Below are 26365 nucleotides of genomic sequence, written 5' to 3'. Positions count from 1 at the left end.
CATGGAGTTTTTAATAGCGATAGTCGTTATCGGCGGAATCATCTTAAGTTCGATGATTAAAATCTTAAATGATTGGGAGCGCGGTGTGGTTTTACGTCTTGGTAAAGCCGTGGGTGTGCGCGGACCTGGTTTGATTTTGCTTATTCCTTTTATCGAAAGAATGATCAAGATTGATACGCGTACTGTGGCAATGGACGTGCAACCCCAGGATGTTATCACTAAAGACAACGTGAGCATGCAGGTGAATGCCGTGGTGTACTTCAAAGTGGTTTCTCCTCTCGAGGCGATTACAAAAATCGAGGACTACTACTTCGCAACAAGCCAGCTTGCACAGACGACTTTGCGTTCCGTGATGGGGCAATATCCCTTGGATGACGTTCTCGAACACCGTGATAAAATCAATGCGGCTCTTCAAGGTATTCTTGATAAGCATACGGAAGCCTGGGGCATCAAAGTCACTATGGTTGAAGTAAAACAAATTGATCTTCCTAAAGAGATGCAAAGAGCAATGGCGCGTGAAGCAGAGGCAGAGCGTGAACGTCGTGCGAAGGTCATCAGCGCGGACGGGGAAGTGCAAAGAGCGCAAAAGCTACAAGAAGCTTCTTTGACTCTCGCTGGATCGCCTTCCGCTTTGCAGTTGGCGTACATGCAAACATTGACGGAAATCGCTGGCGACAAATCCAATACGATCATTTTCCCTTTGCCGCTGGATATCATTAAGCCACTGGTAGAGATGAATCACAAAAACTAGACTTTCATCCGCGCCAGAGTTTGCGGTTTAATAGGGGGGATAGAGCAAGAAGCTCTATCCTTTCTTATTTGTGCGATCTCTACGGATGGAGTTCTAGTGAAACTGGTATGGGCAGCGTGTTGTTTCATCTTTGTTTTTGTCAGTTTTATTTCAGAGGCGCACTCTTCGTTGGTGCAAGATCCTGAACTGGTGCGCGTGCGTCTTCTTTCGGTGGCGCAAAAGATCCAAATTTCTGGCATAGGCCTGCGTTTTCAGAATATCGATCAGAACTACCGTCAAGTGGCTATTCCCAATTCTTCGCAAGCAGAAGTCCGTTTGCTTAATAAAAACGGAAAGAATATTTGGGCTTTGCGCCTTGGCAATCAAGAACCAGAACGTCTTTTCACGCAAAAATTTTTAATGATTCAAGGAGAGGGCTTGCGTATCGGCGCGCAAACTCTTCCGTCGCGCGTTCTTCTCAGCGTCAACAAGCAAAAAGTCGATGTCATTGGTGTCATGCCTTTGGATGAATATATTGTGGGCGTTCTTGCGAGTGAAATGCCATTATCCTGGCCTCTTGAGACACTGAAAGCCCAAGCGGTGGCCGCTCGGTCGTACGCTCTGGCCGTGAAGAGTGAAAGAAAAAATCGCGCCTATCACTTGGAAAGCAACGTTCTTGATCAAGTGTTTCGTCATGTGGTTGCGGAAGACGAATCAAGTCCATTGATTAAAAAAGCTCTGCAAGCTGTGCGTGAAACAAAAGGTTTGCGTCTCTACGCTGCGAACGGTGAAGTGCTGAAAGCTTTTTTCCACTCCGATTGCGGAGGCCGAACGACGTCTCCACGCAATGTGTGGGACCATGGCGTGAATGCGGGTGTGGCAGTCGACAGCTCGTGCCCTACGAATCCGCGCGGGCAGTGGAAGTTAGAACTGACAAAAGAAGAGTTGCAAAAGCGTCTTGGCGTTTCTGAAATCGCGCATCTTGAATTTGTTCATGCGCCTTCAGAGAAAAGAATTAAGGCTGTGCGCATCGCTTTGAATCAAGGATCTGAAAAAATCATCAGTGCGAATAACTTCCGGCAAATGCTGGGGTTCCAGGATTTGCGCAGTTCTCTTTTTGAAATGAAAAAAATCGGCGAAACTTACCTCTTTGAAGGTCGGGGATTTGGACACGGTGTGGGACTTTGTCAATGGGGAAGTCGGACGCTGGGACAGCAAGGAATGAGTTTCACGAAAATCTTAAAACACTATTATCCGTTGGCTCGACTAAAGTAGTTTTAGTTCGCTCTTACTTCGCCCGAAAAGAAGAACATGAAAACACAAAGTCTGATGTTCGTTCTCGTGGGCTTCTTGAGTTCTTCTTCTTTTGCAACAGAGGCGCAGCCTCCTTGTATAGACTGCTCGACTTCGAGTGAAGAGACGGAGTCTCTCAGCACCATTAAGCAAGTCACGCAAGCTTTGACCTCCGGCCAAAGACATTTAGTCGATGCCTATTTCTTTGCGGATACGAAGCCTGTCGGCAAAGAACTCGATATCGTTTTTAAAAATCCCCAAGACCTCGGGCTTTCCTTAAACAGTTTGACGAAGGTTCACACGGACTTTAATTCGTTCTTAGCACAGAAGAATCTGCAAGAGGCTTTGAAGTACACGAAAACCGCCGGCGCAAAGTTGAATCATGAAGAAAAAATGCTTCTTCTCAGTATGCTGGGGAGTCGTCTGTCTGCGGGTTACAGCGCGACGGGTACGGAGAATAAAAATCTCGAAGCCGTTTATCAAAATGCCGTTCGGGCTCACAGAGAAGGCGGCGTTTGCGGAGACATCCATAAACTTCTCGGCGAAGTAGCGAAAAGTTTAGGCTTTGAGGCCGTGGGCCGTCACAACGGGCAGTGGCAGCAGAATCTTTCTAAAGACGATACCGGTGGACACGCGATTCTTCATTTTAGAGACCCCAAAACCGGCGAGTACTACGTTCAAAACTATTCACAGATTTTCAATACGAAACAAAAATCTTTGCAGTCGGCAGTGGATGTCTCTTCAAAAGTTCTTGGTGTTCTGACAGGAACGCAGTACGTAGAGTCTCGCCCTGGAAAATTGCACGAGTACGTACCGGCAACGGCGCAATGGGTGCAGGATCAAATTCAGGGTGTGGCAAGATTTCGCCCACATCAGTCGACGTTCACGGTGCGTGCGGGTGAGCACGAACAAACTCTCGCGATGCAATTGGGAAACGACAACGTCAAAGGTTTCATGCTCGGCTCAAGAGTCGTCACTGATGAAGGCGCTTATCGTCTTGAGGCCGCAGGTATTTCGACAAGAGCCTCCACGGGTATTGTAACGGATGGTATGGTCGTTGATGAAATCCGCGCTTCTGCAGAAGCCTATGGCGGAGCACTGCGAATTTCCGCTCCAGGATTTGATGCGATGTCGAACTCTTTTAAAGAAGGCGAGCGCAGCACTTTGTTCTTCGGTTCTCACTTGAAGGGCACAGCTCGGGTCAACAACACGACGGGACGCCTGGAATTCAACGCCGTCAATTTCGACACGAGATTAAAAGGCGGAGAACAATCAAAGAATGTCTCATCAGGAATGCGCAACGAAATCAAGGCAGGCGTCGATCACGAGATCGCTCCGCTGAATTTGACCGTGTCTGCGGATCGTACGTGGAGCTGGGTGCCGATGGACATTGAGCAGAAACATAAAGGCGAGATGGTCACTTCTTATGATCGTGTAGGTATCATGTACGACACCAGCAAGCCGGGTAAAAAAGAAGCTTACTTGATTGTGGGTACGGATGTTTATTTCTTGGAAGGTGTGAACACAAGCTCGGCGGTGGCTTTGAAGAATTCTATTAAGGCCGTTATTCCAACAGAAAAACTAGGGACATTTAGTGTGGGCGCAGATTTGGGGCGCGTTGTCTCAAATAAAAGCAAAGATCCGTTTTATGATTTGGTGCCGGCGGCATCCGTATCCGTGGATTGGAATAAGAAGTTGAATAACTTTGTCGAGATCGGTGCAACCGCTTCTTACACAAAGGGAAATCAGATCACACCGTTTGGAGTTATTGGGCCGATTACACCGGTGATGGGAACGACTGAAAGAAAAGTGCAGGGGATGATTTACCTACACGCCAAGTTCTAAGAAAACTTTAGAGAAATTGTTTTTTTAGAATCCCAAAAAAACTCGCGCAGCGAACATGAAGACTGCACCGAGGATCAATACATTTGTAGCTGTGATTGTCATGACTAATTCCTTTATAAAATATGTACGAATCCCATTTCGGTAAGATGAGGAAAAATCTTAAATATTTGCTTTTTCGTCGAACTTTTTTCCATCTCAAGATGTGACAGAGTGCCCTTTTTGCGCCCCCTCCCCAGACATTAGACGCTCAACGGGTCTTTGTTTCACCCTGAGAAAGCCCTTTATTCCTTCGAGATTTCAGTAGCTTGCCCGGCTTCTTAGACATTGGCACAGGCATCGCAATAGAGTCTGGGTGAGAGGTCCTTTAACAACCGGACTTCTTAAGAGAGGCTGATATGAAAACATTCAACTCCAAATTGATCTACCTAGTAGCTGCGATTTCCCTTATGGGCGTAGGTTGCGGTAAGAGCAATTCGTTCCAAACGAACTCAGTTGATAACGTATATCAGCCAGGCATCGGCGCACCTAGCACAATCCCAACTGCTCCAGATGGATCAGGCACTGGTGGTTCAACAGGTGGCACGACAAGCTCTAACACAGTGAATTTTGTTCCAGTATCTATCGCTGAAATGAACTCTTACGTAGCAATGCATCCGTTGAACAACCCAACAAACTTCAAGTTAACGGTTGATTTGCAAAACGTAGGTAACGGTCGCTACGCAGGTTCTGTGAAAATCGGTTACACAGACAGCGGTTATAACTATGAAGGTCGTTTTGAAGCAGGTTCTGGTACGAACGTAGACATGTACAAATTAAGAGATGCAGGTCTTTTGGAAGCGGAATTCAACAGATGGTTCATCATCAACGGTAAGTACTACTTCTCAGCGTTCTTCCAAGATCAGTACGGTGCGATCGTTCTCGTGGTTGATAACTATGTAAACCAAGGTGATGCGCAAGGTTCAGGATTCGTGTCAGGTTCGGTATACTACAAAAACTTCGCACAATCTTACGCTCAGCAATCTCCTTACAGAAAGTGCTGGTACATCTATGACGGTCCCTACAACTGCCGCGCTTCTGCAGTGATCAACAAAAACACTCCATACCCTGGAGACGGTTTCAGAAAGCTTGGCACATTCAGCGGTTTGTCTAAGTCAGCAGCTTTCAAACAACAATAATAACAAGGACCGCAAGGTCCTTGATGGAAGAAGCAAAAAAGTTTTAGAAACGTTTAATTAAGAAGAATAATAAGAAGGATTAACTAGGAGAACAATATGGAAACACTTAAAAAGAAGAACTTAAGTTTTCCAGCAAAGACTTTCACTCGTGTTTTGGCAGCGCTGGGAATTATGTTAGCCCTTGCGGCCTGTCAAAAAGACAGCGGCGGAAGTCCTGTGATCGGTGTTGGCATTAACAACTGCGCGAACTGCGTGGGTGTGATTCCTCAACCGGTTGTTTTGACGACTTACCAATCCAAGAGCACCGACGGCAACGTGGTCTTCCAAAACATGCAGATTCTTGTACAATCAACAGGAATCCAGCCTAATGCAACTGGCAATACTTGGAAGTATTATCGCGGTCCGATTTATGTGCAAGGAACAATGGTTGTGACGACTCCTCAGTATGATTACTACCCTGGAACGAATTATCCTATCACTGGATGTGTTATTCCAGCGGGAACGTATCAAGTACAGTCTACAACTGTAGGTCAAATGGACTACGATGGCGTGAACATTGTGCTTCCATCATTGGTAACAGTGGGTGGCGGTATCACGATGAGTGTTGAAGCTCCGTATCCAATGGGACTTGTTGAATCCGGTTCGAGACTTTATGCTGCCGTGAAAGTGACAAGCGTCAACGGAATTGCTTGTTCATCAAATTTCTTCGGTACATTCAACTAATCAGACTTAAATAAGTAATCACCAAGCCCCGGGGACTGTGCTCCTCGGGGTTTTTCTTTTTTAAAGATGACAAGAGAAGTGAGTGGGGCTGTTCGCCATGCAACGAAGACCTTGATTGCAATAGAGGTTCGTTCCTGTCTGATGGCAGTTGTTGCCATTATTGCATGAAACCATCCCGGATTCCCAAACAGTGCAGGTCATTCTGTTGTTACATGAAACAAAAGCACTTCCAGCGCCGGGCTGAATTGTGCACATGACGCCGTTAGAACAACTAATATGGTTACCTACGTGGTTGCAATGAACGATGGGTGCAGGTGCTGGGTTTATTGGGATCATCAAAGAGGCAAAAGCAGAAGACGCGGTCCATACAATTAATGTGATAATTGAGAGAAGTGTTTTCATGTTTTCTCCTTTGATTTGTTCTTAGTTCACTTTAGCAGCCTTATAAAGTGAAAAGAACATGATGATGTGCAGAAGAATCAGGTGATATTCCTTGCCGTTGGAATAAAGTCTGGGTGTAATGGTTGTATGGAATTACCTCTTTGGATCGACTTCTTTGATGAACTGCAAAATGTAAGAGGACGTTCTCAGAATACGGTGATGGCTTATCGCCGCGACCTGGAACTCTATCTTGAATACCGTAAAACAAATAAATCAGTGAGCGGGTTTTATGAGTTTATGAAAAAAAATAAACTCTCGACACGTTCTCAGGCGCGCGTGATCTCTTCGTTGCGCACCTATTTCAAGTTCTGCGAAACACGCGGCATGAAATGCGAAGAGCTGCGTGAGCTGCGTCCGCCGAAAGTCAAAGTCGGTTTGCCGAAAGTTCTGACTCCGCAAGAGTTCCAGCAACTTTTCGATGCGGCGGAAGTGCAAGATCCGGTAAAGACGGCGCGCAACCAGCTGACTCTTCTTTTCCTTTATGGATTGGGTTGCCGCGTGTCTGAGTTGATTTCTTTGAACGTCGTTGACTTCAATGCCACGGATCGCTGGATCAAAGTTCTTGGTAAAGGCAGCAAAGAGCGTTTGGTGCCTTTGACAGAGCGTTTAGCTGAAAACCTCACGACCTATCTTAAAGATCATCGTCCGCAATTGATGAAAGAAAGCACTCCGGCGATTTTGATCAATGATCGCGGTCATCGTCCATCGCGTGTTGATGTGTGGAGATGGCTGGCAGCTTGGTCGGCGCGTGCTGGATTTCCAGAGCCTGTGAATCCACATCGTTTCCGTCACGGCTGTGCCACAGCTTTGTTGGAAAGCGGCGCGGATCTGCGTTCGATCCAAATGCTACTGGGTCACGCAAGCATCCAGACGACACAGATCTATACCAATGTGACGACAAATACGATGACTCGAACTATTGAAGAGCATCATCCGCTCTCGCAAATGGTCGAAGTCGAAAAATAATCCGATCCTCGAAAGAGCCTCTCGCTGAGAGGCTCTTTGTTTTTAAGGCGCCGGGAGATTCTTTTTGCATTCTCGCGAGCGTATGAAAATACATTCCCTTATTCGCGAAAATGACCGTCTTGTTCCTGTCGAAGTAGAGCTGAGCTTCGTTCCAGGTCTTCCTAATATTCAGTTTCTTGGATTGCCTGATCAGGGTATCCGCGAAAGTATTCACCGAATAAAAAGCGCCATTCGCGCGCAAGGTTTTGATTTTCCCAAAGCACAGCAAGTGTTGGTCAATCTTCGGCCTTCGCATCTTAAAAAGAGTTCGCGCGGCTTGGAGCTCGCCGTCGCCGTGGGGCTTTTGTGGGAGACTAATCAAGTCAAAAAGCCCACTGAAGCCTCGGCTCTTGTTTATGGGGAACTCGCCTTAAATGGAGAGGTGTATGAACCAGACGATCTTATTACTGACTTTGATGGCGAAGACGTGACCGTATGGACGGGAGTTACGAAGAATGCAAAATCACCTTTTGCGCGGTCCTGCGTGAAAGAGTTGAAAGATTTATCTGAGCCTGAGGTGATTCCCGCTCAAGCTCGTGAATATAAAATAGAACGTCCTTCCTTTGGTTTGGATCTACAGTTTCCCGTACGGCAAGGGCGAATTCTAGAGCTTGTTGCTTTAGGAGAGCATTCGCTTTTGTTGGCGGGGCCCTCGGGTTCCGGAAAAAGTACGTTCGCAAAAACGTTGTCGTCTCTTTTGTTGGCGCCCTCACAAGAAGACATGCACGAGATTCATCAAAGTAATAAGGGCAGTTCGGAAAAATTAAATTGGCGTCCTTTGGTGCATCCCCATCACTCGACATCGCCCCTCGGGTTGATTGGTGGGGGTGTGCCTGTTTCTCGCGGCGAAATCTCGCGGGCACACAAAGGTGTTTTGATTTTAGATGAACTTTTAGAATTTCATCCGCGCGCACAGGAGGCTTTGCGCGAACCGATGGAAGAGTTTCGCATTCGTTTGCGACGAGGACGGTTTGTTGATGAGCATCCCGCGGAGACTCTGGTGATTGCCACAACAAATCTTTGCCCTTGCGGCGACTGGGTTCCCAATGCTCGCGTGATTTGCGGAAGATCGATTCGTAAATGTCAGTCGTACATGGAAAGACTCTCGGGACCGCTCGTGGATCGTTTTCAGATGACGTTCTTCACACAGAAAAGTGAGTCGGGCGAGCGTGTATCTGGCGAAGAAATTTTGCGAAAGCTAGAAAAGGTTCGAGCCTTTCGCAAAGAAATCAGTCATCGGGATTCAAGGTTTCTGAAATTGGCGGGGAGATGGACCTGGGAAGAACTCATTCGCGACTTGCCGGAATTTTACATGCGCGAGCTTTTCCCCAAAGAGATGATTTCCCGCCGCCGTGACCTTTCGACTCTTCGCGTTGCGCGCAGCATCGCTGACCTCAACCAATCCGAAAAACTCCTCCCGGCCCACGTCGAAGAAGCTCTGAAGTTCACCTATATACCTTTCGAGTCTTTGAAGCGCCTCGGCTGTTAAGGTTGATTGTATGGTTAAAATATGTGCTGCTTCAGGAGTACCTTCCTGATTGGAAATTAGAGGGCTTTGTTAAAGCGAGGTTTCGTTAAAAAAGGCTAGCCCTATTTAAAGTTGACTTAAACGGGCTCTGACCTTAAATTGAGACTCCTTTTAAGGTGGTGTAGCCAAGTGGTTAGGCCGCGGTCTGCAAAACCGCTCACGCCGGTTCAATTCCGGCCGCCACCTCCAAATTTTTCTCAATCGAAGTAAAAACAATACGTCTTAAAAAGCATTTGGCTTCTGTTTCATTGTTGAATCTACTATTAGAAACAATGAGAGGGTCTTCGCGATGACTATTACGATTACTGCTTTTGAGCGTTCACCTGATGGCGGCAAAGGACTCGCACGTGATACTCGTGTTCGTTGGGCTCTTGAAGAAGTAGGCCAGCCTTACGAAGTCCGTCTTGTTTCGTTCAGTGCAATGAAGGAGCCTGCGCATTTAGCTCTGCAACCTTTTGGTCAGATTCCAACGTATGAAGAAGGTGATCTTGTCCTGTTCGAGTCAGGAGCTATTGTTTTCCATATTGCTGAAGGTCGCCCAGGTCTTCTGCCAAGTAATGCCAACGCCCGAGCGCGTGCCATAGCGTGGATGTTCGCGGCTGTTAACACCGTAGAGCCACCGATACTTGACCTCGTCACCGCTAAATTTATAGAGGGTAATAAGCCCTGGAGCACAGAGCGCTTGCCGCTCGTGGTGGATCGTATTCGCGACCGATTAAAACAACTCTCGGCTCGCCTCGGCGATAACGAATGGTTGGAAAATGAATTTACTGCCGGTGATCTGATGATGATTTCAGTACTTCTCCGCTTAAAGCCTTCGGGCATTCTCAACGAATTCTCAAATCTCGCGGCCTACGTCGCTCGCGGCGAAGCACGGCCAGCTTATCAACGCGCTTTTGCCGCACAACTTGCTATTAACGCCAAATAAATCTCTAAAACAGACTGCTATTGTCTGTTTCAAAATCGAGCTACGTGAAGCCTCTCTTTACTTTCACGCGAGGCGGCTATAAACTTATTATTATTTTCCTTCTTCGCAAAGTGAGTTGAAGCATGATCAAAACAGGCTTCCGACATTTCAACGCTGGATATCTATTCTTCGCGCTGGCAGCTATCGGATCTGTCATGGCGTTGGTTCTTCCAAGCATCACGGCAAGTCTTGAACGAGCTGAAGAGTCAGAAGCCCGTATTACATTAGGCTCTATTAAGACCTCCTTAGAGGCTTTCCATCGCGAGTTTAGGACGTATACAGATAACTTAGAAAAAATAGGATTTTCGCCTCAAGAGAGTCAAAGATTTCACTATTATCTTAGCGCCTCCAAGATTCCTGATGAGATAAGATCTCTGCTCCAAGAGAGTGAACTGCCTTTTACATCAAAAGATAATTATCGAATTTTAGCCGTCATAAAGAGCCGTGACCGACTGAAGATCATTATCTGTGAAAAAGAAGATTGTAGGACAAGGAAATTATAATCGTTCGGAAGTTGGGGATCCAATTTTATTTGTATTGATCTTTATCTTTTTGCGAGGAAATTTAACTGATGACGATGCTTCCTGAGGATATTTTGCAGAGACCTTTTGCGGCAAAGGAAGGGCTGAAGTCCTTGAATGAATTTGTCCGCTGGGAAGATATTAAATCTGCAAGAATCAAGCACTGGTATATTGAAGTGAAACGGAAAAATTCTTGGTTTCCAATGAAGGTCCCTCTTCATGTGTCGGACTATCCGCGATTTCGTCAACTCGTTTTGCAAAATGCTCCAGTGGGAAATCCCTTTAGAGAAGTAATAGAGAAAAATGAAACCATTCCTAAGGTTCACCTCTCTCACCTCGCGAATTTTAGAATTATTATTTTAGGTGTTCTTAGAATTCTAACGTGTCTTTGGCTGCTATATATATTATTTTGTTTTTTAAAAAAACAGGTGAGTTAAAAAGAGTCTCAGTAAAACTCGATATCGGGACAGTAAGTTTCCTTGCATTTAGTACACATCTTTAAAGAGAAGAATTTCCTTTATTTTCGTCTCGTTCATTTCTGGAAAGCCGCATCGACTTGCAAAATCATCAGTATCTTTAAAAGTTCCAAAAATTCGATCCCACCATGTGATGTCAGAATAATTATATTTGTGAACCCCTAGTTGATGATGAATAGAGTGGTGTTCGGGACGTTGAATGAAGTATCCGAACCAACGAGGTGTCTTAATATTTGCATGGTAAAAGTACTCTCCCGTTGCTGCGTAGAGTGCATACCAGGCGCCAGCTTCGGCCGATCCGCCAAACACTGTATAAATAATAAAACCGATGAGAATGGAATCCGCTGCAATTTCCACGGGATGTTTATAGAATGACGTCAAAACTTCGATTCGGCTTGGGCTATGATGTAATTGGTGAAATATGAGCCACCAGCCATTGGTGTGTCTAAGTCTGTGCCACCAATAAAAAACGAATGTGCCGATAAACCAATAGAAAAAACCTTCTAACGCAGGAGAGGGCCATCCGCCTACGTGAAATAATGTGTATTCTCTAAAATATTTATTCCAGGTCAAGCCTGCAATGCCAACCATCGCAAGTTGAACTAGATTTATAAGAATAGCGCGAAGATACCAATTTTTAGAATGAGGCAATACTCTTCCTGGAAACACTCGTTCCCAGATGAAGAAAAAGAGAGTGCTTACGAGCAATAATATTGAGGGTAATATTTGGCCGTTCATCTCTATCTCCATATATATTTTGTCCCATCATTAAAGCGTCAATGAGTCGAATAAAAAGTGGGAGGAGATTTCATTTCTATTCCAGCCCGTGTTTTCTAAAAGATTGAGTCATTCTATCGCACGCTGTTTGTAAACAGCAATATATTTGTGGCGACAAGAAAGGCCGTAAATGGGGAGTGTAACTTACTGGACAAAGGGTTGTTTGATAAGCCTCTTAGAAAGCCGGATTCGACAAGGGATCTCTTTGCGCCTATCCTGAATAAAACGTGTAGCGACGGAGCGAAGCAACTATGGGTAAATCAGCTGCTACTTCAAAAGCCTCAAAGAAAAATCAAACTACAATTCCAGCGCGTGTGCGAAGAGCTTTAGGGATTTCTAAAGGGGACACTCTGCTCTGGACGATCAGTGGCAATGAGGTTTCTATACGCATCATCAACAAAGTCAATATCGATTGGACAAAGACTTCCGAGATGTCTCTTTTGGAATGGTCTCCTGAAGAGGATAAAGAAGCCGGTTTGTAAGCTTGGCTACCGAGCGCATAGTACTACATCACAAATCAAAACAACTCCTTTTGCGAAGGGCAAACGCTCTTGACGTTTCGTCGTTGCGTTTGTTGCTGAATATCTCTTACAAGGAACTTGCCGATCAAGGTTGGAACTTTACTGGCAGTTATCAAGACGAAGCCGTCACTTTAAAACAGGTTCTAGAAAGAAGAGTCTTCGTTCTTTGCGATGAAGACGAACTGATCGGTACAGTCAGTGTGCGGGATGAGAATTGGTTCACGAATCGCAAAAGCCTGTATGTCGGTAAACTTGCGATTTTACCAAGGCTGAAGCGCCAAGGACTGGGGGGTTTGTTGATGAACTTTGCGGAAAATCTCGCGAAGAATGAAGGCTATGAAAGTTTGCAGTTGGACACGGCAAAATCAGCCGTTCATCTCATTAAATGGTATCAAGAGCTTGGATTTCAAATTGTCGGCGGTACGCAACACCAAGGGAAGACTTACGAATCGCTAGTGTTCGAGAAGTGTTTTTCTTAAAAAACTTAACGATACCGCTTAAATAAAAACTGCCGTAACCAGCCGAAGGCTGTCACAAGTAAAATTCCGGCAAATACTAAGAGGGCGCCAATTACGAAGCTTGATTCTAAAGGTTCATTCAACAAAAGAACGCCGAGAGCTATTCCGAAAAAGGGCGTCATAAATGATAAAACTCCCAAGCGGGACGCCAAGTAATTTCGCAGCATCATGAACCAAATCAAGTAGCTTATAAACGAGACAATAATGGACTGAAAGAACAAACTCGCCAAAGCTCGAGAGGTCAGTTCGAAATGGTTTTGGCTGAAAACAAAACTTCCCAAAAGCAGCAGAAAGAAAGCGACGGTGAGTTGATAGAAAAGCGTTTGCGATGCGGGAGCATTTGATAAACGACTTGAACGAATGGCGACAGTGGTGGCTCCCCAGGCCAGGCCGCCGAGAACGGCAAAGAAATCTCCTAATATCATATTTGGTGATGAGGTCGTAGCGGCGTGAGGTTTGGCACCAAGAAATGCATAAGCGACTCCGGCAAACGCTAAGAACAACCCAAACCATTGAACTTTGTGAAGTCTCTCTGAAGGAAGTTTCCAGTGCAATCCTAGGGCGGCGAAGGCCGGTGCGGTATATAAAAAGACCGACGTATGAGAAGCCGTTGTAAGTCGAAGAGCTTCACTTAAAAAGAGAAACTCTAAGGCAAAGAGAAAGCCGACCAACAAACCTGCTTTTATAGTTCCATCGCGTAAGGAAATGGTTTCTTTCTTAAAGACCATAACGATGCCAACAAGAAGAGCCGCGATTCCACAACGAATGGCTGTCTGAAGCATGGGTGAGATATCGGAAGCGACATGTTTAACGGCAACTTGTTGCGCACCCCAAATCAGACATAACAAAACCATGATTGAAGCGGCTTTGGCATCAATGCCTGTACGGTGCTCCATCGTTTCTCCCGAAGACTCTTAATAGTTCTTTTGATAAAAAGCTTTTTTGGCGGGAGCTAAGCGCTTTTTATCGTCACTGCTTAACCAGCGATCAACACCATGAGCAATATTATCTAAGGTCTTCTTATCGTGCAGGGCTTTATTTACATTGGCAATGACTTTTGCGCCCCAATCCGTTCGGGGACAGGCGATCACGACTTCGACGAAAGGAGCATTGTCGGCAAGCGGAATGTGCACGACAGTTTCACTTTGCGGTCCTAGAAGTTGGTTATAATAGACAGCCTCAAAAGGATATCCCAAAGTATATTGAATACGATCCGCTTGAAGCATTTTATGAACCCGCAGGCTTGTTGCGATGGTGATGATCTTCGGATTCTTTTGATAGTTGTTTTTTCTAAGCACATCGTCGATGCCTTCGCCATAAAGCCTGCCGATGCCCAACTTCCACTGGGGTTTTTTATCAAGGAGAGTTTGTAAAGAAAAAGGGCGCTTCAAGTCGGCCAGCTGTGAAACGTTTTTCTTCTTAATTAAAACCCCGTTTGTGGGAATTAGGAAAACAGGTTTAGAGAAGTAAAAGAGTTTGGCCCATTCGGGAGTATCCAACCAACCCGCATTGCATATAGGAGATTTAAGCTCCGCTTCTTTCAGAACGCGCGGAACGGTGGCGTCCAGGCGTTTGTGCTGATACTGCGGAAGTTTTTTTGTGATTTCATTTTCCACGACATCAAGAAGCCCCTGATTTTTAAAAGGGCCCTCGAAAATAAATATGGGCGGATCATCCCAGCGAATCCAGACAAGTTCTTTGGGGTTTTTGTTAGAAGAGTTTTGCGCGAAGGAGCGGGGGAGAGCCACAAAGAAGCTTAAAAGGATTACAACTGCGAATAAAAATTGTTGCCAGCTTATCATTGCAATCCAGGGCCCCTTTCGTTAAGGCTCACCTTAGTCCTTGAGCGGTTCGATAGCAAGAAAGTCCTCAAAGGACAGGTAAATTACCAACAATGCCTTTGTGTAACTTAAAAAAGTCCAGGTCCAAAAGTCTTTTTGTAAATAAAAAATGTTTAGTTATCGTTTGCTCCTTCGAGGAGAAATTGCTAGCTTCATAAACACGAGTGTGATTATGGCATATGTTGCAGTTGTTTTAATAGTCGTGGGGCCACTTCTCTTTATCGGCAGTTATATTCTGCGAAAACGTCTTAAGAAGAGGGTTGTTGTTATTCTGCTGGGGGGCTTGCTCTCGTCAGTTTTCGGTTTGTTATTAGCTTTGGCGATGGCCAGTAATAAGAGGCTTCCGAAAACGCATCCAGCTCAAGAAGATAAAAGTTCCATTTCAAAAATCTAACGAGCTGTTTACGTCGGGCTGGGGTAAGTTCGGCGGATGAAAAAAATTATTGCGACATATCTTTTTGGAGTTCTGGGGTTAGGATTTGGAACTGCCGAGGCATCTATAGCCAGGCTTGAGACGGCCATTCGTAATTCGAGTGATTACAAAAAAATCGAAGCCTCTTATCGAAAAAGAGGAGGCTCACTTGTGTGCCATAGTTTTACCGAATTCGGCTCTGTGGACCTAAAGCCGGCATTGTCTGATTACACCATGCATGCAAAATCCATAACGGCCGATTGCAAGGCGGACCCTCATGATGGCTTGGATCCGATTTCGGAAAGGTTGCTTGCCATTGTGACGGTGACGACCGAGCGCTCGCTCCCAGAGAGCATCGATGTTCAGTCTGTTACATTCGTAACTCCACCGCAGCCGGATTGAGATCGCTTTTTGGCGCGAGTTCAAGAGAAATATGTGACAAAGGTCTCTTTGAAATTACAGCCTAGACGGAGTCCTGAACTGACTTTACACTGAGGTCATGCGAATCAGACAAATGGCCTTTTCCTCACGATTGAAAGCTCACCGAAAACTTCTTACGCTCGAGACGTTGCGGTTTATTGTCGAATTTTTTAAAGACGGGAACGCGCGCATGGCGGCGTTGCGATCGGGGATTCCTGAAACTTATGCTGCTCGGCAAGGGCAGTGGCTGAAAAAGCATCCCATCGTCGTGGCTGCTCTAGAGGCTGACGTGGACGAAAGAGACATGTTGAAACTCGACAAGGCACTTGCAGAAATTGATCGTCAAATGGAAATCTGTAAAGAGATTTTGGGTCTTCAAGATTTTTAGTTATCTTTTCCAAGTAAAAAGGCCCGGCGAACCGGGCCTTTTTCGTTGCAATTATTTCTTCTTAAATTACAGAGACGAATCAAGATAGAAAAGCATTCTCATTGGTTGAAGATGTTCTCCTAAATCCATATTCGCTCCGGTCGTTTTGCCCTCCAGAGCAGCCTTAGCCGCGGCTTGGCAGGCGGCTGTCGTGCTTGCCATACGGCCTTGCTCTTTGAGATCCAAAAGCAGGCGAGTTGCAGAAACTTTTTTGAACGTGATATTCGTGCGACGAACCACTTTACAGAATGTGCTGCTGTTTAATCCCGTTGGAAGAGTGATAGTTTCCTCTTGCTCATCTTCTAACGTTGCGGACTGTCCGTCGGCTGCGTAGTTTAAGATATTCGTCACAAACGCATTCTTAGGTTTACCGCGATAGTCTTGAACTACGAACTCAGCAGATGTTGTCGCCGCCCAATTGAAGCGGAACTCGCGTGAACAAGAACCGGCACCGGCTTGATTGCTCCAATAGCTTTCCGCGTAACAGCGATAAGCAGCAAGCTTCGCGGAATCCGTGGCGTCACCAATTGAAGAGCAGGCTTGGCCTTGCGCGACCAGTTCTTCTGGTTGGCCAAGGTATTCGCCTTGGTTCATTGTCGCAGGAGCCGCCATGTTTGGAGCACCACTGTTGTCATCGAAGAATCCATGTGTTCCGCCGCATGTGAAAGTGATTGCAGCTGTGTTTGAATCATTGTCATGGTCGGCATTGGTATAAGTGCAATTATTTGTAGCAAAGCCAGCGCCGTAAGTTCCTGTTGCGCTGGATTGCGAGCAGCTTGCAGAGCCACCGATGTTGCCCCAGTTCGTAACGTTGACAGGTTTTCCGTTGCTAAAGCAACCTCCACCTTCAACATTCACCATCCATTTTGTTTGACCCGTCGGAGTTCCCGGCCACTGACCTGACATCACTTTCGATTTACAAGCCCAGCCGCGATAAAGCGAGTTGATCGTCATTGGGCGGCAATCGTGAACGGGGTGATTCGATTGTGCGCCCGTTTTCATCCAATCTTGATTGAAAGGCGCGGCATCGCCACCGAAACCGGTTTTCGTGAAAATGTAATCGCCGAACGTGATCGAGTTTCCTGAAACTGTTGGCAACGAAGGAATGTGGATTCGTCCGAAGGCTCTGGCTTCATCCGCAGAGAAACCTGCTTTTGATCCGCAAGCTCCGATACTTTGTGAAAAGTCGCCACCCCAAATAGAAAGCGCGTAACGATCTGCACTCCCAATGGTGCCGTCTGACGACGCACACGCGCCGCTCAGCGATCCGTTGGTGACTGAACAATTGCTTGTCGGTGTAAATTCTTTTCCGGCATAACGAACGAATGTGACAGGGAAGTTTACGCACGGGCCATGGCTGCAATCCGCTGTGACGGTTTGATAGCCTGTCGCCAGCGTGCCAGTGAAAGGTTTCATGTACCAAGTTCCGGTCGGATCAAAGGCGCTGCCCGAGCTCACGTCGCTTGCAGAACCCAGCTTATCCGCGACTTGTGCAACGGGCACTTTCACCTTTCCGTCGGAAGAAAGTGAAATACTTCCCAAAGCCACGCTATCTTCAAGAACAACAGAAGAGCTTTGCGAGTTATTTCCATTCAAATCTTTTTTCGCGGAGTCTTCAAAAACGAGAACGCCAATCTCTGCTTCCGTATTTTTATCTCGGAAGATAGCGGTGACAGGGGCGCCCTTTGCGCCGGGAATGGAGATTGTAAAGCTGCCATCAGCGCCGATGCTGGCGGTGGCTGATTTCATACCATCAGCGGTGAATGCCTCGGCATAAACTTCAAGATCGCTGACGGAAACGGCCTCTTGTGAAGACACGTCGTCGCCGGCTTTGGCTGAAACTTTCGAGAGACTCTGCAAAGAGGCACCTCCGAGAATTCCACTGATATTCAGACTGTTGCTTGTAAGATCGGCGCCGCCACCCCCGCTACATGCGGTAATAAAAGCGGGCAGAGAAAGTGCGACCATTTTCTTGAACGCATTACCTTGAGACATTCATCATCCTCCATGGATTGTTGTGCTTAATTTGACCTCCGAAGTATTTCATCTAACAAAAAGCACCTCAACTCACATTGGTGTAAGAAAGCAAAACTGGATTTCCGTGTTGTGGTCAGTTTGAGAAAAGCGAAAATCATCAATAAATTGGAATTTATATAGGCACGACGAAAACGGATGAGGTTTCTAGAGTTTATAAAGAGGTGAGGATTGCCTCGCAAAGAGCGAGTCGAGTTTATTACACGAATTCAAAGTTCGATTTAATGTCGAAGTATGAGACGAAAAAAATCGGAAATCATTTTTTATTCTGGCTTTCAATCTTCGCAATATATTCTTCCACGTACTTCTTCAGTTCCGGAGCTTTGTTGTTCAGTGTTTTTAAAAGTTCCGAATTAGCGAAAGATTTTTTCAAGGCGATACCGTACTTCTCAATCACGACAGGTTTCGGGTTGAGTTGCAGATTGTTTTTGTAAGGCCTTAAAGTGGGATCCGTTGACACAAGATAACGAAAAACCAGAGGATCTGTAAAAACAAAGTCCACACGTTTGGTCGCAAGCTTCAGGATATTATTAGTTTGGGAAGAAGTCGTTTCCACTCGGAGCTTTTTTTGTTCAACGAGTTCTTTTGTGCCAGGTCTTAACTCCACACCAAGCTGATTGCCGGCAACATGCGCGGTGAGATCGTCAAAGCTCTTCCAGTGAATCGGGTGGTCTTTTCTTTCGCCGATCATCCACGGACTTTCAAAAAGATAATTGGAGAAGACAAAAACATCTTCTTTTTCGGGCACGCGATAGGGAGCATAGCCGTCTATTTTCGGATCTGTCTCTGCAAGCATTTTCGTGCGAGTCCATGAGGGTGCGAATTCAGCGCGCAGATCGTAACCCATTTCTTTGAGGACCTTGCGAAGCGCATAGAACATAGCGCCTTGGTCAGGAAGAGTCTCAGACATGTAAGGAGGTGATTCGTGAGTGACTAAGGTGAGAGTCTCTTTGGCGAAGGAGATTGAACTGCAGAATAAGAGAGCCGCTATAAAAGATACTAGTGGAACTCTCATTCTTCCTCCTGTTTCCACAGTATCAACCCTGGGGAGCAGTGGCAACCCCGACTAAACATTTTCTGTTTTGTGAGTGAAGTTTATTTAGGAGAGATAAATAGTACGATTGTTCGAAAATTTGCTTAAGTCAGAACATTACAGGTCCGAAAGGTTAGGTACCATATTGTCGGGGTGAATGAATGTCTGGCCTGAAAGAGATCAAAGTGATCCGTAAAAGACCTGAAAGTCCAGTTGAAGGAAATGATAATCTCGCGCGCGAAGAAGGACGAAAGCTCTTAGAGGGTTTGATCCGAGGTCTAGTGGATTATCCAGACACCATTCAGGTGAGTTACGCTGTCGGCGATAAGACGACGGTTTATAGGGTTGAATGTGATCAGCGTTGCCTAGGGCAAGTGATTGGCTCTAAAGGGAAAAATATTTCCGGCGTGCGAGCCGTGCTTTCTGCAACGATGGCCCGCAAGGGGATTCGAGCCGTCGTTGAGATTCCGTATTACTGCATTGATGTCTAAGGTTCTACGTCGACGTTGTACTGCGCTTGTTCGCCGTTAACGAAGAAGCGCACTTGCCAGCGTCCGGCCATGACAAAATAAGCTTCTGAAACAAAGTAAACGCCTTGATCCTGTTTCACGATCTTAACAGGTGAAGATCCGTGGCCGTGATGGCCCATATTCATCCACAAATCTATTTTGAGATGGGCCGGATCTTTCATAACGTGCTCGCCGTGAGCAGAGGCATGATCAAAAAACTTCACGATAAACTGGGACTCTTCGCCGTTAAAAGGCCCTTTTGCAAATTCAATTTCCGCGCAAAGCTGATTGTTTTTGAAATAGATTGGACAAGCACTGTCTTCGTGCACAACCTGCGTGTGTTCGGTCGCGTGTTCCGCGCAGGCATAAGCGGTAGAAGCACCGACGAGAAATGCGGAAATTAAAGTAAATAGTATTTTCATAAAATCTCCTAGCGAGGCCAGCGTTGCTGGTAGCTTAAATTAATTGTTTTACTTAAACTTGAATTAATTGGATTCCCGATCAAAGTTTGATCGTTGTAACTCACCGTGATGGCAGACTCTAAGCTCAACATGTAGCTGCCAGAAAGACCCCAGGTAAAGTTTTTTTGCGCAGTTCCCTCAGAGTGAGTGACACCGTCGATAGAAATCGCTTCCTCATAAAGAAAACTCAGCGCACTTCCCAAGCGAAGATCACCACGGTTCCATCCCACCCCGAGAGTTTGCGACGTGCCCCAACCCGGAATCACCGTCGCGTTTCCTCCGAAGTTTTCATTGGAGACATCTCGCGTGAAAGAGCGATGAATTTCGGCGCTCACGTGGTAGTCCCAAACGCGCAAAGTTTTTAATAAGGCAAGACCGGCTCCCAGACTGTAAAACCCGCGTCCGCGAATTTCGTTAGCGGTCGTTGCGTCTTCGTCATAGACAGACGGACTGGTCGGTAGGGTCAGCTGTAAAAACGTAACGCCTTTGGGTTTCCATTGAGAATAGGTTGTTTCCGCAAAGGTCTCGTGTCCCAAATAAATCGAAACATCACCGACGCCGGAGCTTCTCTCGGAAGAGTCCGAAGATTTTGCGATCATCGGAAGAGAAATTCCCGTTTGCAGTCCCTCCGAAAGAAGCAAGGCGCCTTCAAGTTTAAGAGTTTGCGAATTGTTGCCGTCATCGCGACGAAGCCATTTTCCGTTTGCGAGCACTTCGTCGCTGACTTCAGAATAAGAATAAGTGCTGGTCACCTGTGCTTTATCGTCGCCAAGAATCAACGCGGGGATAGAAAATCCGCCGCCGCAGCAACTCGCAGCCAACGAAAGGGAGGGCGAAAGAGCGAAAAGAAAAAGAATTGATATTCTCATGGTACCATCAGCGGAATAAAAAGTTCATCCACAGTTTGACTGTTTTTCTTTAGATACAGTCGGACTTCCCAATCGCCAGGCATAATAAAATAGATATTGGTGATGCGATAATGGGTTTCGTCGAGTTTTTCTATTTTTACCGGCGCAGAGCCGTGGCCCATCGAAGGCATCCATAGAAGTGCTGAAAGCTCCGCCGGTAACGGAGAGGCAAAACTCAAAAGCAAAGAAGAAGCTTCGCTGCTGGAGGGCGGTGTCAGCCATTCGAGGGTTCCCGGTGCTTGCGAAACCGGGAACATGATGGATTGCTGTTTTGCGTGCGGATCCATTTGCTTTTGTAAATCACCGCTAGAAACATAATCGGGGCGCGCACATCCACCAAGGAGCAGAACCGCGAGTGAAAAGAAGATTTTCATTAGTCGTCCTCTCTTTGAATATAGCATCCTAAGGCGCGGCCTTCTTTGTGGCGTGGCTTTTTGCCAGCGCGGATGTCATCAAGCACTTCTTTCAGAAAATTCTTTTTTGCACTAGGCCCCACATGGCTGTCGGTCACTCCACCTTGATAGATAAGCTCGCCGTTCTTACTGAAAACAAAGACGTGCGGAGTTTTGAGAGCGCCCAGTTCATTGGCCCATTTGTTTCTTTCATCTTGAAGAATGGAAAAAGGTAAGGATGCTTGAGTAAAATGCTCTTTCGTGATTTCCGGAGTTTCATCTGAATTAGAATGGATTCCGATGAATTTTATTTCTGAAAACTCTTGGCTTAGGTTTCTAAGAACATCTTCATGACTGGCAGAGCAGGGACATTGGGCGGAAACAAAAACAATCACCGTGGCGAGAGTCGATGTTGGGAACTGCAAATTTTCTTCTTTGGCTGTGACAAGATCGGAGCCCTTGATAGCGGGCGCAGCACCCAAGGCAAACGATGTCGAAAAAATAAGCAAAAGAAATAAAAATATTTGTCTCATGAGGGAGGGTTTAACACGCGGGGTCTTTTAATGAAATGCCTCAAATTGTTGCGCTCATCGGAGATTACGGTAGAATTTTTTGTATGTTTAGAAAATTAAAAGCGTTTCGAGCGCGACTACTTCAATACAAACAAAGTGGCAAAGTTCATAGTGATCTCGACGTCTTGCTGTCGACGGCAAAAGACAACAGAGCTTTGGAAGACAAACTTCAGTGGCTTGTGAAACTCCTGCAATGGATTCGTTATGAAGGCTCTGTCGATTCCCATCTCGAAAAAGAAACGGGTCGTTTACCTGTCGCAAGATTGCGCTTTTTGCTGCTCGTTTTAGACCGCAATCCCGAATGGAAAAAAAACGTCGCGATCATTTTAAGAACCGTAGTTCATGAGGTGAGCGGACTTGAACTTTATACGGAAACGGGGCTGCCTCGCGAAATGGGTTTGTGGGGCGAGCTCTCAGATCGTTTGGCGATGAAGATCTTGCCAACGCCGCCGTTGGATCATGAATTAGGATATTTGTTCTGGGCTCTTTTTCCGGATAAAGACGATCCGTTGTGGGTGGCTTCCATCGACAACACGACATTTGAAAAACTAGTTGAGCTCTTCCAGTATGAAGTCGGATCTGATGAAAAAGATTGGAACCGCCTGAATACGGATATCGAGGATGCTCTGACATATCTTGTGATTCAAGTGCGGGCGATTGGTTTGTCGCCGGCCGTTCGTTATCGTCTTGATAAACCGACTTTCCGCGATTCTGCTTTTTTTGCTTTGGTGCGCGGTCTTGAAGAGTTCATGCATGCGTATCACGCAGGTGATAAAGACCAGTCCTTTGAGAAAGCGTCGCGCTTTCGCATGATCGTGTGGGAGTGCCGTCGAGAACTGCAGCAAGTGACCAAACATTTGGAAGAATACGGTGTCAGCCTGAGTCTGGTTTTCCAGATGATGCTTTTGCGCACTTATTTGCAGCGAATCGACAGTCTGCTTGAAATTCTGCTGACAGAAAAACTGGATCATCGCAAAGTGACGAGCTTTCTTTCAAAGTTGATTGAAGAGAATCAAGATCTGCGCAGTATTAAATCTTTATTGTCGCAAAACGTTTCCTTGCTTGCGAAGAAAGTCGTCGAGCGCGCCGCTGAAACCGGGGAGCACTATATCACGCGCACGCGTGAACAATATCGCCACATGGTGCAGGCGGCCGGCGGCGGCGGCGCTGTGACGGCGCTGACGGTTTATGTAAAAGTCGGCATTTTGGCTTTGGGACTCTCCGGTTTTGCGGAAGGGATGCTGGCTTCCGTGAACTATGCCATCAGTTTCGTGGCGATTCATTTGTTGGGATTTACTCTTGGAACAAAGCAACCGGCGATGACCGCACCCGCGCTGGCAGAGAAGATGCAAGATGTCGCCAGCGATAAAGGGATGGATGATCTTGTTACCGAGATCACGCATTTGATCCGTTCGCAAGTCGCCGCTGTTTCAGGAAACGTTTTGTTCGTTGTTCCGTGTGCGATACTTATTGATATGGCTTTTTTCCTGCTCTTCGGAAATCACCTCATGGGTGAGGATAAAGCGCACTACGCTTACAAGTCCGTGGATATTTTGGGGCCGGCCGTTTTATACGGCGCTTTCACGGGGATTCTTCTGTGGCTTTCGAGCTTGGCGGCAGGCTGGGGAGATAACTGGTTTGCGCTCAACTCCTTACGCAAGACTTTAGCTCGCAGCCCGACGTTGCGAACTATTTTTGGCAAACGGGGCGCGCGCAATATCGCCGTGTTTTTAGAAAAAAACATGTCGGGTTTGACGGGGAACATCTGTCTGGGTGTTTTCTTGGGAATGACTCCGGAGATTTTAAAATTCATGGGCATTCCTCTGGATGTTCGCCATGTGACGCTGTCTTCAGGAACCTTGGGCGGCGCTTTACCGGTTCTGGGTATGGACTTTTTAAAAACCTGGGATTTCTGGCGCGCCGTGATTGGTATCTTCTTTATTGGCGCGTTTAACGTGTTGGTGAGTTTTGGATTGGCCTTGATGGTCGCAATCAAAGCTCGCAGCATTGAGCCGCCACAACGTCGTGCGATTCGTCGCGCGGTGGTTCGACGTTTCTTCTCGTCGCCTTTAAGTTTCTTCCTGCCTGTGGGAGCCACGGTGGCAAAGACCTCTGAAGGATCGAAGCACTGATGTCTTCTATTTCCGTGGTGATTCCCGCATATAACGAAGAAATGCGTTTGCCTAAGACGCTGCAAGCTTTGCAGCGTTATATGGAGCAGCCTCACCGCGAGTGGAAAATCCACGAAGTGATCGTCGTGAATGACGGTTCCGACGACGGGACCGTCGCAACCGTAGAGCAACACCAGAAAAACTGGACCGCTTTGCAGTTGCACTCTTTTGCGCAAAATCACGGAAAGGGAGCGGCCGTGCACGAGGGCCTTCGTGTGGCCAAGTCCGATTGGGTTCTGATAGCTGACGCGGATATGGCGACTCCATGGGAGGAGCTTGAAAAGTTGTGGATAGAGCATTCCGATGCGCACTTGGTGATGGGCTCGCGTGCTCTTCCGCAAAGTGACATCGTTGTTCGCCAACACTGGCTTCGTCAGAGCATGGGAAAAACTTTTAATAAGATTCTTAAGCTCTTCATTGGTCTGCCGTTCAAGGATACGCAATGCGGGTTCAAGCTTCTTCGCAACGACAGTTTCTTTCGCGCGGAAGTTTTGTCAAAACTGCGCGTGCAGAGATTTGCTTGGGACGTGGAAGTGATTTTGTTTTTGATGAACAACAAAAAGAAGATCGTCGAAGTGCCCATTCGTTGGCAGCATCAAGAGGCTTCGCATGTGCATATTCTAAAAGACAGTCTGGAAATGCTGATCGCCGTATTGAAAATGAAGAGGCGTGTTCGCCAAGAGTTGCGAAACGGGCGGTTGTAGCTGCTTCTTTTATGTTCTGGAACAACAATTTAGAGACTCGCGGCGTTATTTTCTGTGATTTAATATTAAGCATCATTTCACCAAAAAAATGATGGTAACTATAAGAGTTACTAATAATTTAGCTTCATGTGGTCCTAAAATTGAACTGGGGTTCCACTTTGGAACTAGTGTGGTCATGACAGAAAATTTCACTTTTTTCCCTCTAAAAAAATATTTAAGTGGTTCCAAAAGAGTACTTGATAAAACTTTCAACCTGAAATGAAGTGCTTCCCCATAAGAGGACTTCAATAGTTGGAGTCCATGGATATGGGGGGATTTAATGAAACTTAACGTGTTTGCAATCATCCTTACGGTGTTGTTTGCGACGGCAGCTCAAGCAGAGCGCGTGATCGTTATTATGAAAGACAAAGAGGCTTTCAAGTCTGCACACATGGCTTATAAGATGAAGGGGTCTTATGCGCTTAAGGGCTTTACTTGGGGATCTTCTTCCGCTTTGGCGCAAGTAGACGGTCAAGTTGAAGACTCACTTGCAAATTTGAACACTCTCATCATCGACGCTAAGAACGATGCTGAAATCGAAAAATTGAAAGCGAATCCAGCAGTTGCTTACGTAGAAAAAGAAATCTTCCACGAAGCTCCACGTCCGGTAAAAGGAATGTTGGCAAGCCCTCGTACAAAACAACAAAAATTGGGTCAAAAAACTCCATGGGGTATCCACACTGTTAAGGCTCCTCAAGCATGGGCTGTTTCTAACAAAGGTGAGGGCGCTCGCGTTCTTGTGTTGGACACAGGTATCGATGAAGCTCACCCTTCTTTGAAAGCGAACTTTGAAAAAGGTCAAGACTTCACAGGTGACAGCAATGGTTCTGACTACACTGATAAAGTAGGTCACGGAACTCACGTTGCAGGTACAATCGCTGGTGTGATGGACAGATCTGGTTTCACAGGTGTTGCGCCTAAAGCAAAAGTTCTTGCTGGTCGCGTATGCTCTGACAACGGTTGCTCTAACATCGCGATCGCTCAAGGTATCAACTGGGGTATCTCTGAAAAAGTAGACGTTATCTCTATGTCATTGGGTGGTATGTGGTCGACTCCTGCTGAAAGAGACGCTGTTAACAAAGCGGACAAAGCAGGTATCACAGTAGTTGCAGCTTCTGGTAACAACGGCACTGGTAAAGTTTCTTACCCAGCGGCTCTTCCGACTGTTATCGCAGTAGGTGCTATCGACAACACTCTTAAGAAAGCGGACTTCTCCCAATACGGTCCTGAATTGGCGATCGTAGCTCCAGGTGTTGCGGTTGTTTCTTCTGTACCACAAGGTACTGGCCGCGAGTCTTCTGTGACTATCGCGATCGGCACGAAAGCAGGAAAAGTAAACTCTTCTACTTTCCAAGGTGCTAGAGAAGTATTGACTCCTGAGACAAACGTTCTTGTTCCAGCAGGTCTTGGTAAAGCTGAAGACTTCGCAAACGTAGACGTTAAAGGTAAATACGCTTTGATCGCTCGTGGCGAAATCAAGTTCTCTGAAAAAGTAGAAAACGCTATTAAAGCGGGTGCATTGGGTGCGGTTATCTACAACAACGCTCCTGGTTTGATCCAAGGTGCTTTGACTGAAGACGGTTCTGTACTTCCAATCGCAGTATTCATGATCGAACAAACTGTAGGTCAAGAGATCGTAAAACAAATCGCGGCTGGTAAAGAAGTGAAAGCGACTTTGCAAACTGTAGCGACTGATTACGCAGCTTTCGACGGTACTTCAATGGCGACTCCTCACGTATCTGGTGTGGTCGCTTTGATGAAGTCTGCAAACAAAGCTTTGACTGGCGCTCAAGTTAAAACAATCTTGAAGCAAACAGCTCAACCTTTGGGACCAAACACTGCTAACGAATACGGTGCAGGTCTTGTAAACGCTGAAGCAGCAGTTAACGCAGCTCTTCAAGCGAAGTAATTAGATTCTTAAA

Annotated in this window: 29 protein-coding genes and 1 tRNA gene; 20 read left to right on the top strand and 10 right to left on the bottom strand. The window is 46.3% G+C overall.

Annotation, left to right across the window (positions count from 1 at the left end):
* The first annotated feature begins 1 nt into the window (after window position 1).
* From QJS83_RS14350 to QJS83_RS14330, 5 genes are all read left to right on the top strand, one after another.
* Window positions 2–751 carry a slipin family protein gene (locus QJS83_RS14350; protein ID WP_284605760.1) on the top strand — a complete coding sequence of 250 codons (750 nt, stop codon included), beginning with the start codon at window positions 2–4 and terminating at the stop codon, window positions 749–751.
* Between the two features lie 96 nt (window positions 752–847).
* Window positions 848–2005, top strand: a complete 1158-nt coding sequence (locus QJS83_RS14345; RefSeq protein ID WP_284605758.1) for a SpoIID/LytB domain-containing protein — start codon at window positions 848–850, stop codon at window positions 2003–2005.
* A 36-nt stretch (window positions 2006–2041) separates the two neighbouring features.
* Window positions 2042–3868, top strand: coding sequence for a hypothetical protein (locus QJS83_RS14340; protein WP_284605756.1), 1827 nt, complete (start codon window positions 2042–2044; stop codon window positions 3866–3868).
* A gap of 395 nt (window positions 3869–4263) precedes the next feature.
* On the top strand, window positions 4264–5043 hold the full coding sequence (locus QJS83_RS14335) for a hypothetical protein (RefSeq protein WP_284605754.1): 780 nt from the start codon (window positions 4264–4266) through the stop codon (window positions 5041–5043).
* Window positions 5044–5139: 96 nt separating this feature from the next.
* Window positions 5140–5766, top strand: a complete 627-nt coding sequence (locus tag QJS83_RS14330) for a hypothetical protein (RefSeq protein ID WP_284605753.1) — start codon at window positions 5140–5142, stop codon at window positions 5764–5766.
* A 60-nt stretch (window positions 5767–5826) separates the two neighbouring features.
* Here the strand turns inward: QJS83_RS14330 and QJS83_RS14325 are convergent, their stop codons facing one another.
* Window positions 5827–6168: a hypothetical protein gene (locus tag QJS83_RS14325; RefSeq protein WP_284605751.1), complete on the bottom strand. Its 342-nt coding sequence runs from the start codon at window positions 6166–6168 to the stop codon at window positions 5827–5829.
* Between the two features lie 126 nt (window positions 6169–6294).
* Between QJS83_RS14325 and QJS83_RS14320 the strand changes: the two genes are divergently transcribed.
* The 6 genes from QJS83_RS14320 (at window position 6295) to QJS83_RS14295 (ending at window position 10665) form a co-directional block, all read left to right on the top strand.
* A complete protein-coding gene (locus QJS83_RS14320) occupies window positions 6295–7173 on the top strand; it encodes a site-specific tyrosine recombinase (RefSeq protein WP_284605749.1) in 879 nt (292 codons plus the stop codon).
* 82 nt (window positions 7174–7255) lie between these two features.
* Window positions 7256–8701, top strand: coding sequence for an ATP-binding protein (locus QJS83_RS14315; protein WP_284605748.1), 1446 nt, complete (start codon window positions 7256–7258; stop codon window positions 8699–8701).
* Between the two features lie 154 nt (window positions 8702–8855).
* A tRNA-Cys gene (locus QJS83_RS14310) sits at window positions 8856–8929 on the top strand.
* 100 nt (window positions 8930–9029) lie between these two features.
* Window positions 9030–9668: a glutathione S-transferase family protein gene (locus QJS83_RS14305; RefSeq protein ID WP_284605746.1), complete on the top strand. Its 639-nt coding sequence runs from the start codon at window positions 9030–9032 to the stop codon at window positions 9666–9668.
* A 122-nt stretch (window positions 9669–9790) separates the two neighbouring features.
* Window positions 9791–10210, top strand: coding sequence for a hypothetical protein (locus QJS83_RS14300; RefSeq protein WP_284605744.1), 420 nt, complete (start codon window positions 9791–9793; stop codon window positions 10208–10210).
* Between the two features lie 68 nt (window positions 10211–10278).
* On the top strand, window positions 10279–10665 hold the full coding sequence (locus QJS83_RS14295) for a hypothetical protein (protein WP_284605743.1): 387 nt from the start codon (window positions 10279–10281) through the stop codon (window positions 10663–10665).
* 48 nt (window positions 10666–10713) lie between these two features.
* On the opposite strand, the gene QJS83_RS14290 is transcribed toward QJS83_RS14295, so the two are convergent.
* Complete coding sequence (locus QJS83_RS14290) at window positions 10714–11442, bottom strand: sterol desaturase family protein (protein WP_284605742.1); 729 nt, start codon at window positions 11440–11442, stop codon at window positions 10714–10716.
* A 290-nt stretch (window positions 11443–11732) separates the two neighbouring features.
* On the opposite strand from QJS83_RS14290, the gene QJS83_RS14285 reads away from it, so the two are divergent.
* The gene (locus QJS83_RS14285) at window positions 11733–11963 is read left to right on the top strand and encodes an AbrB/MazE/SpoVT family DNA-binding domain-containing protein (protein ID WP_284605740.1); all 231 of its coding nucleotides are present in this window, start codon (window positions 11733–11735) and stop codon (window positions 11961–11963) included.
* 50 nt (window positions 11964–12013) lie between these two features.
* Window positions 12014–12481, top strand: a complete 468-nt coding sequence (locus QJS83_RS14280; RefSeq protein WP_284605739.1) for a GNAT family N-acetyltransferase — start codon at window positions 12014–12016, stop codon at window positions 12479–12481.
* 5 nt (window positions 12482–12486) lie between these two features.
* Here the strand turns inward: QJS83_RS14280 and QJS83_RS14275 are convergent, their stop codons facing one another.
* Together QJS83_RS14275 and QJS83_RS14270 are read right to left on the bottom strand one after the other, a co-directional pair.
* Window positions 12487–13416 (bottom strand): DMT family transporter, encoded by a 930-nt coding sequence (locus QJS83_RS14275; protein WP_284605738.1) that lies wholly within the window; start codon window positions 13414–13416, stop codon window positions 12487–12489.
* A gap of 18 nt (window positions 13417–13434) precedes the next feature.
* A complete protein-coding gene (locus QJS83_RS14270) occupies window positions 13435–14268 on the bottom strand; it encodes a TIGR02285 family protein (RefSeq protein ID WP_284605736.1) in 834 nt (277 codons plus the stop codon).
* Window positions 14269–14533: 265 nt separating this feature from the next.
* Between QJS83_RS14270 and QJS83_RS14265 the strand changes: the two genes are divergently transcribed.
* From QJS83_RS14265 to QJS83_RS14255, 3 genes are all read left to right on the top strand, one after another.
* The gene (locus tag QJS83_RS14265) at window positions 14534–14755 is read left to right on the top strand and encodes a hypothetical protein (protein ID WP_284605734.1); all 222 of its coding nucleotides are present in this window, start codon (window positions 14534–14536) and stop codon (window positions 14753–14755) included.
* A gap of 36 nt (window positions 14756–14791) precedes the next feature.
* Window positions 14792–15175, top strand: coding sequence for a hypothetical protein (locus QJS83_RS14260; RefSeq protein ID WP_284605733.1), 384 nt, complete (start codon window positions 14792–14794; stop codon window positions 15173–15175).
* 97 nt (window positions 15176–15272) lie between these two features.
* The gene (locus tag QJS83_RS14255) at window positions 15273–15581 is read left to right on the top strand and encodes a terminase small subunit (protein ID WP_284605732.1); all 309 of its coding nucleotides are present in this window, start codon (window positions 15273–15275) and stop codon (window positions 15579–15581) included.
* A 66-nt stretch (window positions 15582–15647) separates the two neighbouring features.
* On the opposite strand, the gene QJS83_RS14250 is transcribed toward QJS83_RS14255, so the two are convergent.
* Window positions 15648–17615, bottom strand: coding sequence for a hypothetical protein (locus QJS83_RS14250; RefSeq protein WP_284605730.1), 1968 nt, complete (start codon window positions 17613–17615; stop codon window positions 15648–15650).
* A gap of 295 nt (window positions 17616–17910) precedes the next feature.
* Window positions 17911–18669, bottom strand: a complete 759-nt coding sequence (locus tag QJS83_RS14245; protein WP_284605728.1) for a substrate-binding periplasmic protein — start codon at window positions 18667–18669, stop codon at window positions 17911–17913.
* Window positions 18670–18848: 179 nt separating this feature from the next.
* Here QJS83_RS14245 and QJS83_RS14240 point away from each other — a divergent pair, with 179 nt between their 5' ends.
* Window positions 18849–19178, top strand: a complete 330-nt coding sequence (locus tag QJS83_RS14240; protein WP_284605726.1) for a KH domain-containing protein — start codon at window positions 18849–18851, stop codon at window positions 19176–19178.
* On the opposite strand, the gene QJS83_RS14235 is transcribed toward QJS83_RS14240, so the two are convergent.
* Genes QJS83_RS14235 through QJS83_RS14220 form a run of 4 tightly spaced genes read right to left on the bottom strand, consistent with a single transcriptional unit; the run spans window position 19175 to window position 21490 of the window.
* On the bottom strand, window positions 19175–19618 hold the full coding sequence (locus tag QJS83_RS14235; protein WP_284605724.1) for a FixH family protein: 444 nt from the start codon (window positions 19616–19618) through the stop codon (window positions 19175–19177). The two genes, QJS83_RS14240 and QJS83_RS14235, sit on opposite strands and share 4 nt — an antisense overlap.
* Window positions 19619–19626: 8 nt before the next feature.
* Window positions 19627–20526, bottom strand: coding sequence for a serine protease spb1 (locus QJS83_RS14230; RefSeq protein WP_284605723.1), 900 nt, complete (start codon window positions 20524–20526; stop codon window positions 19627–19629).
* Entirely contained in the window at window positions 20523–20939 is a 417-nt protein-coding gene (locus tag QJS83_RS14225; RefSeq protein ID WP_284605722.1) for a serine protease spb1, read from the bottom strand. The genes QJS83_RS14230 and QJS83_RS14225 overlap by 4 nt, the downstream gene beginning before the upstream one ends.
* Window positions 20939–21490, bottom strand: a complete 552-nt coding sequence (locus QJS83_RS14220; RefSeq protein WP_284605720.1) for a DUF6436 domain-containing protein — start codon at window positions 21488–21490, stop codon at window positions 20939–20941. Before QJS83_RS14220 ends, QJS83_RS14225 begins: the two co-directional genes overlap by 1 nt.
* A gap of 83 nt (window positions 21491–21573) precedes the next feature.
* On the opposite strand from QJS83_RS14220, the gene QJS83_RS14215 reads away from it, so the two are divergent.
* The 3 genes from QJS83_RS14215 to QJS83_RS14205 all read left to right on the top strand — a co-directional run bounded on the left by QJS83_RS14215 (window position 21574) and on the right by QJS83_RS14205 (window position 26352).
* Window positions 21574–23661, top strand: a complete 2088-nt coding sequence (locus tag QJS83_RS14215) for a site-specific recombinase (protein WP_284605718.1) — start codon at window positions 21574–21576, stop codon at window positions 23659–23661.
* Complete coding sequence (locus QJS83_RS14210; RefSeq protein WP_284605716.1) at window positions 23661–24404, top strand: dolichyl-phosphate beta-glucosyltransferase; 744 nt, start codon at window positions 23661–23663, stop codon at window positions 24402–24404. Before QJS83_RS14215 ends, QJS83_RS14210 begins: the two co-directional genes overlap by 1 nt.
* A gap of 319 nt (window positions 24405–24723) precedes the next feature.
* Complete coding sequence (locus QJS83_RS14205; protein ID WP_284605714.1) at window positions 24724–26352, top strand: S8 family serine peptidase; 1629 nt, start codon at window positions 24724–24726, stop codon at window positions 26350–26352.
* Window positions 26353–26365: the final 13 nt, after the last annotated feature.

Origin of the sequence: Bdellovibrio sp. 22V (assembly GCF_030169785.1) — a bacterium.
Lineage (GTDB): Bacteria > Bdellovibrionota > Bdellovibrionia > Bdellovibrionales > Bdellovibrionaceae > Bdellovibrio.
This window is presented reverse-complemented; position numbering and strand designations above follow the sequence as displayed.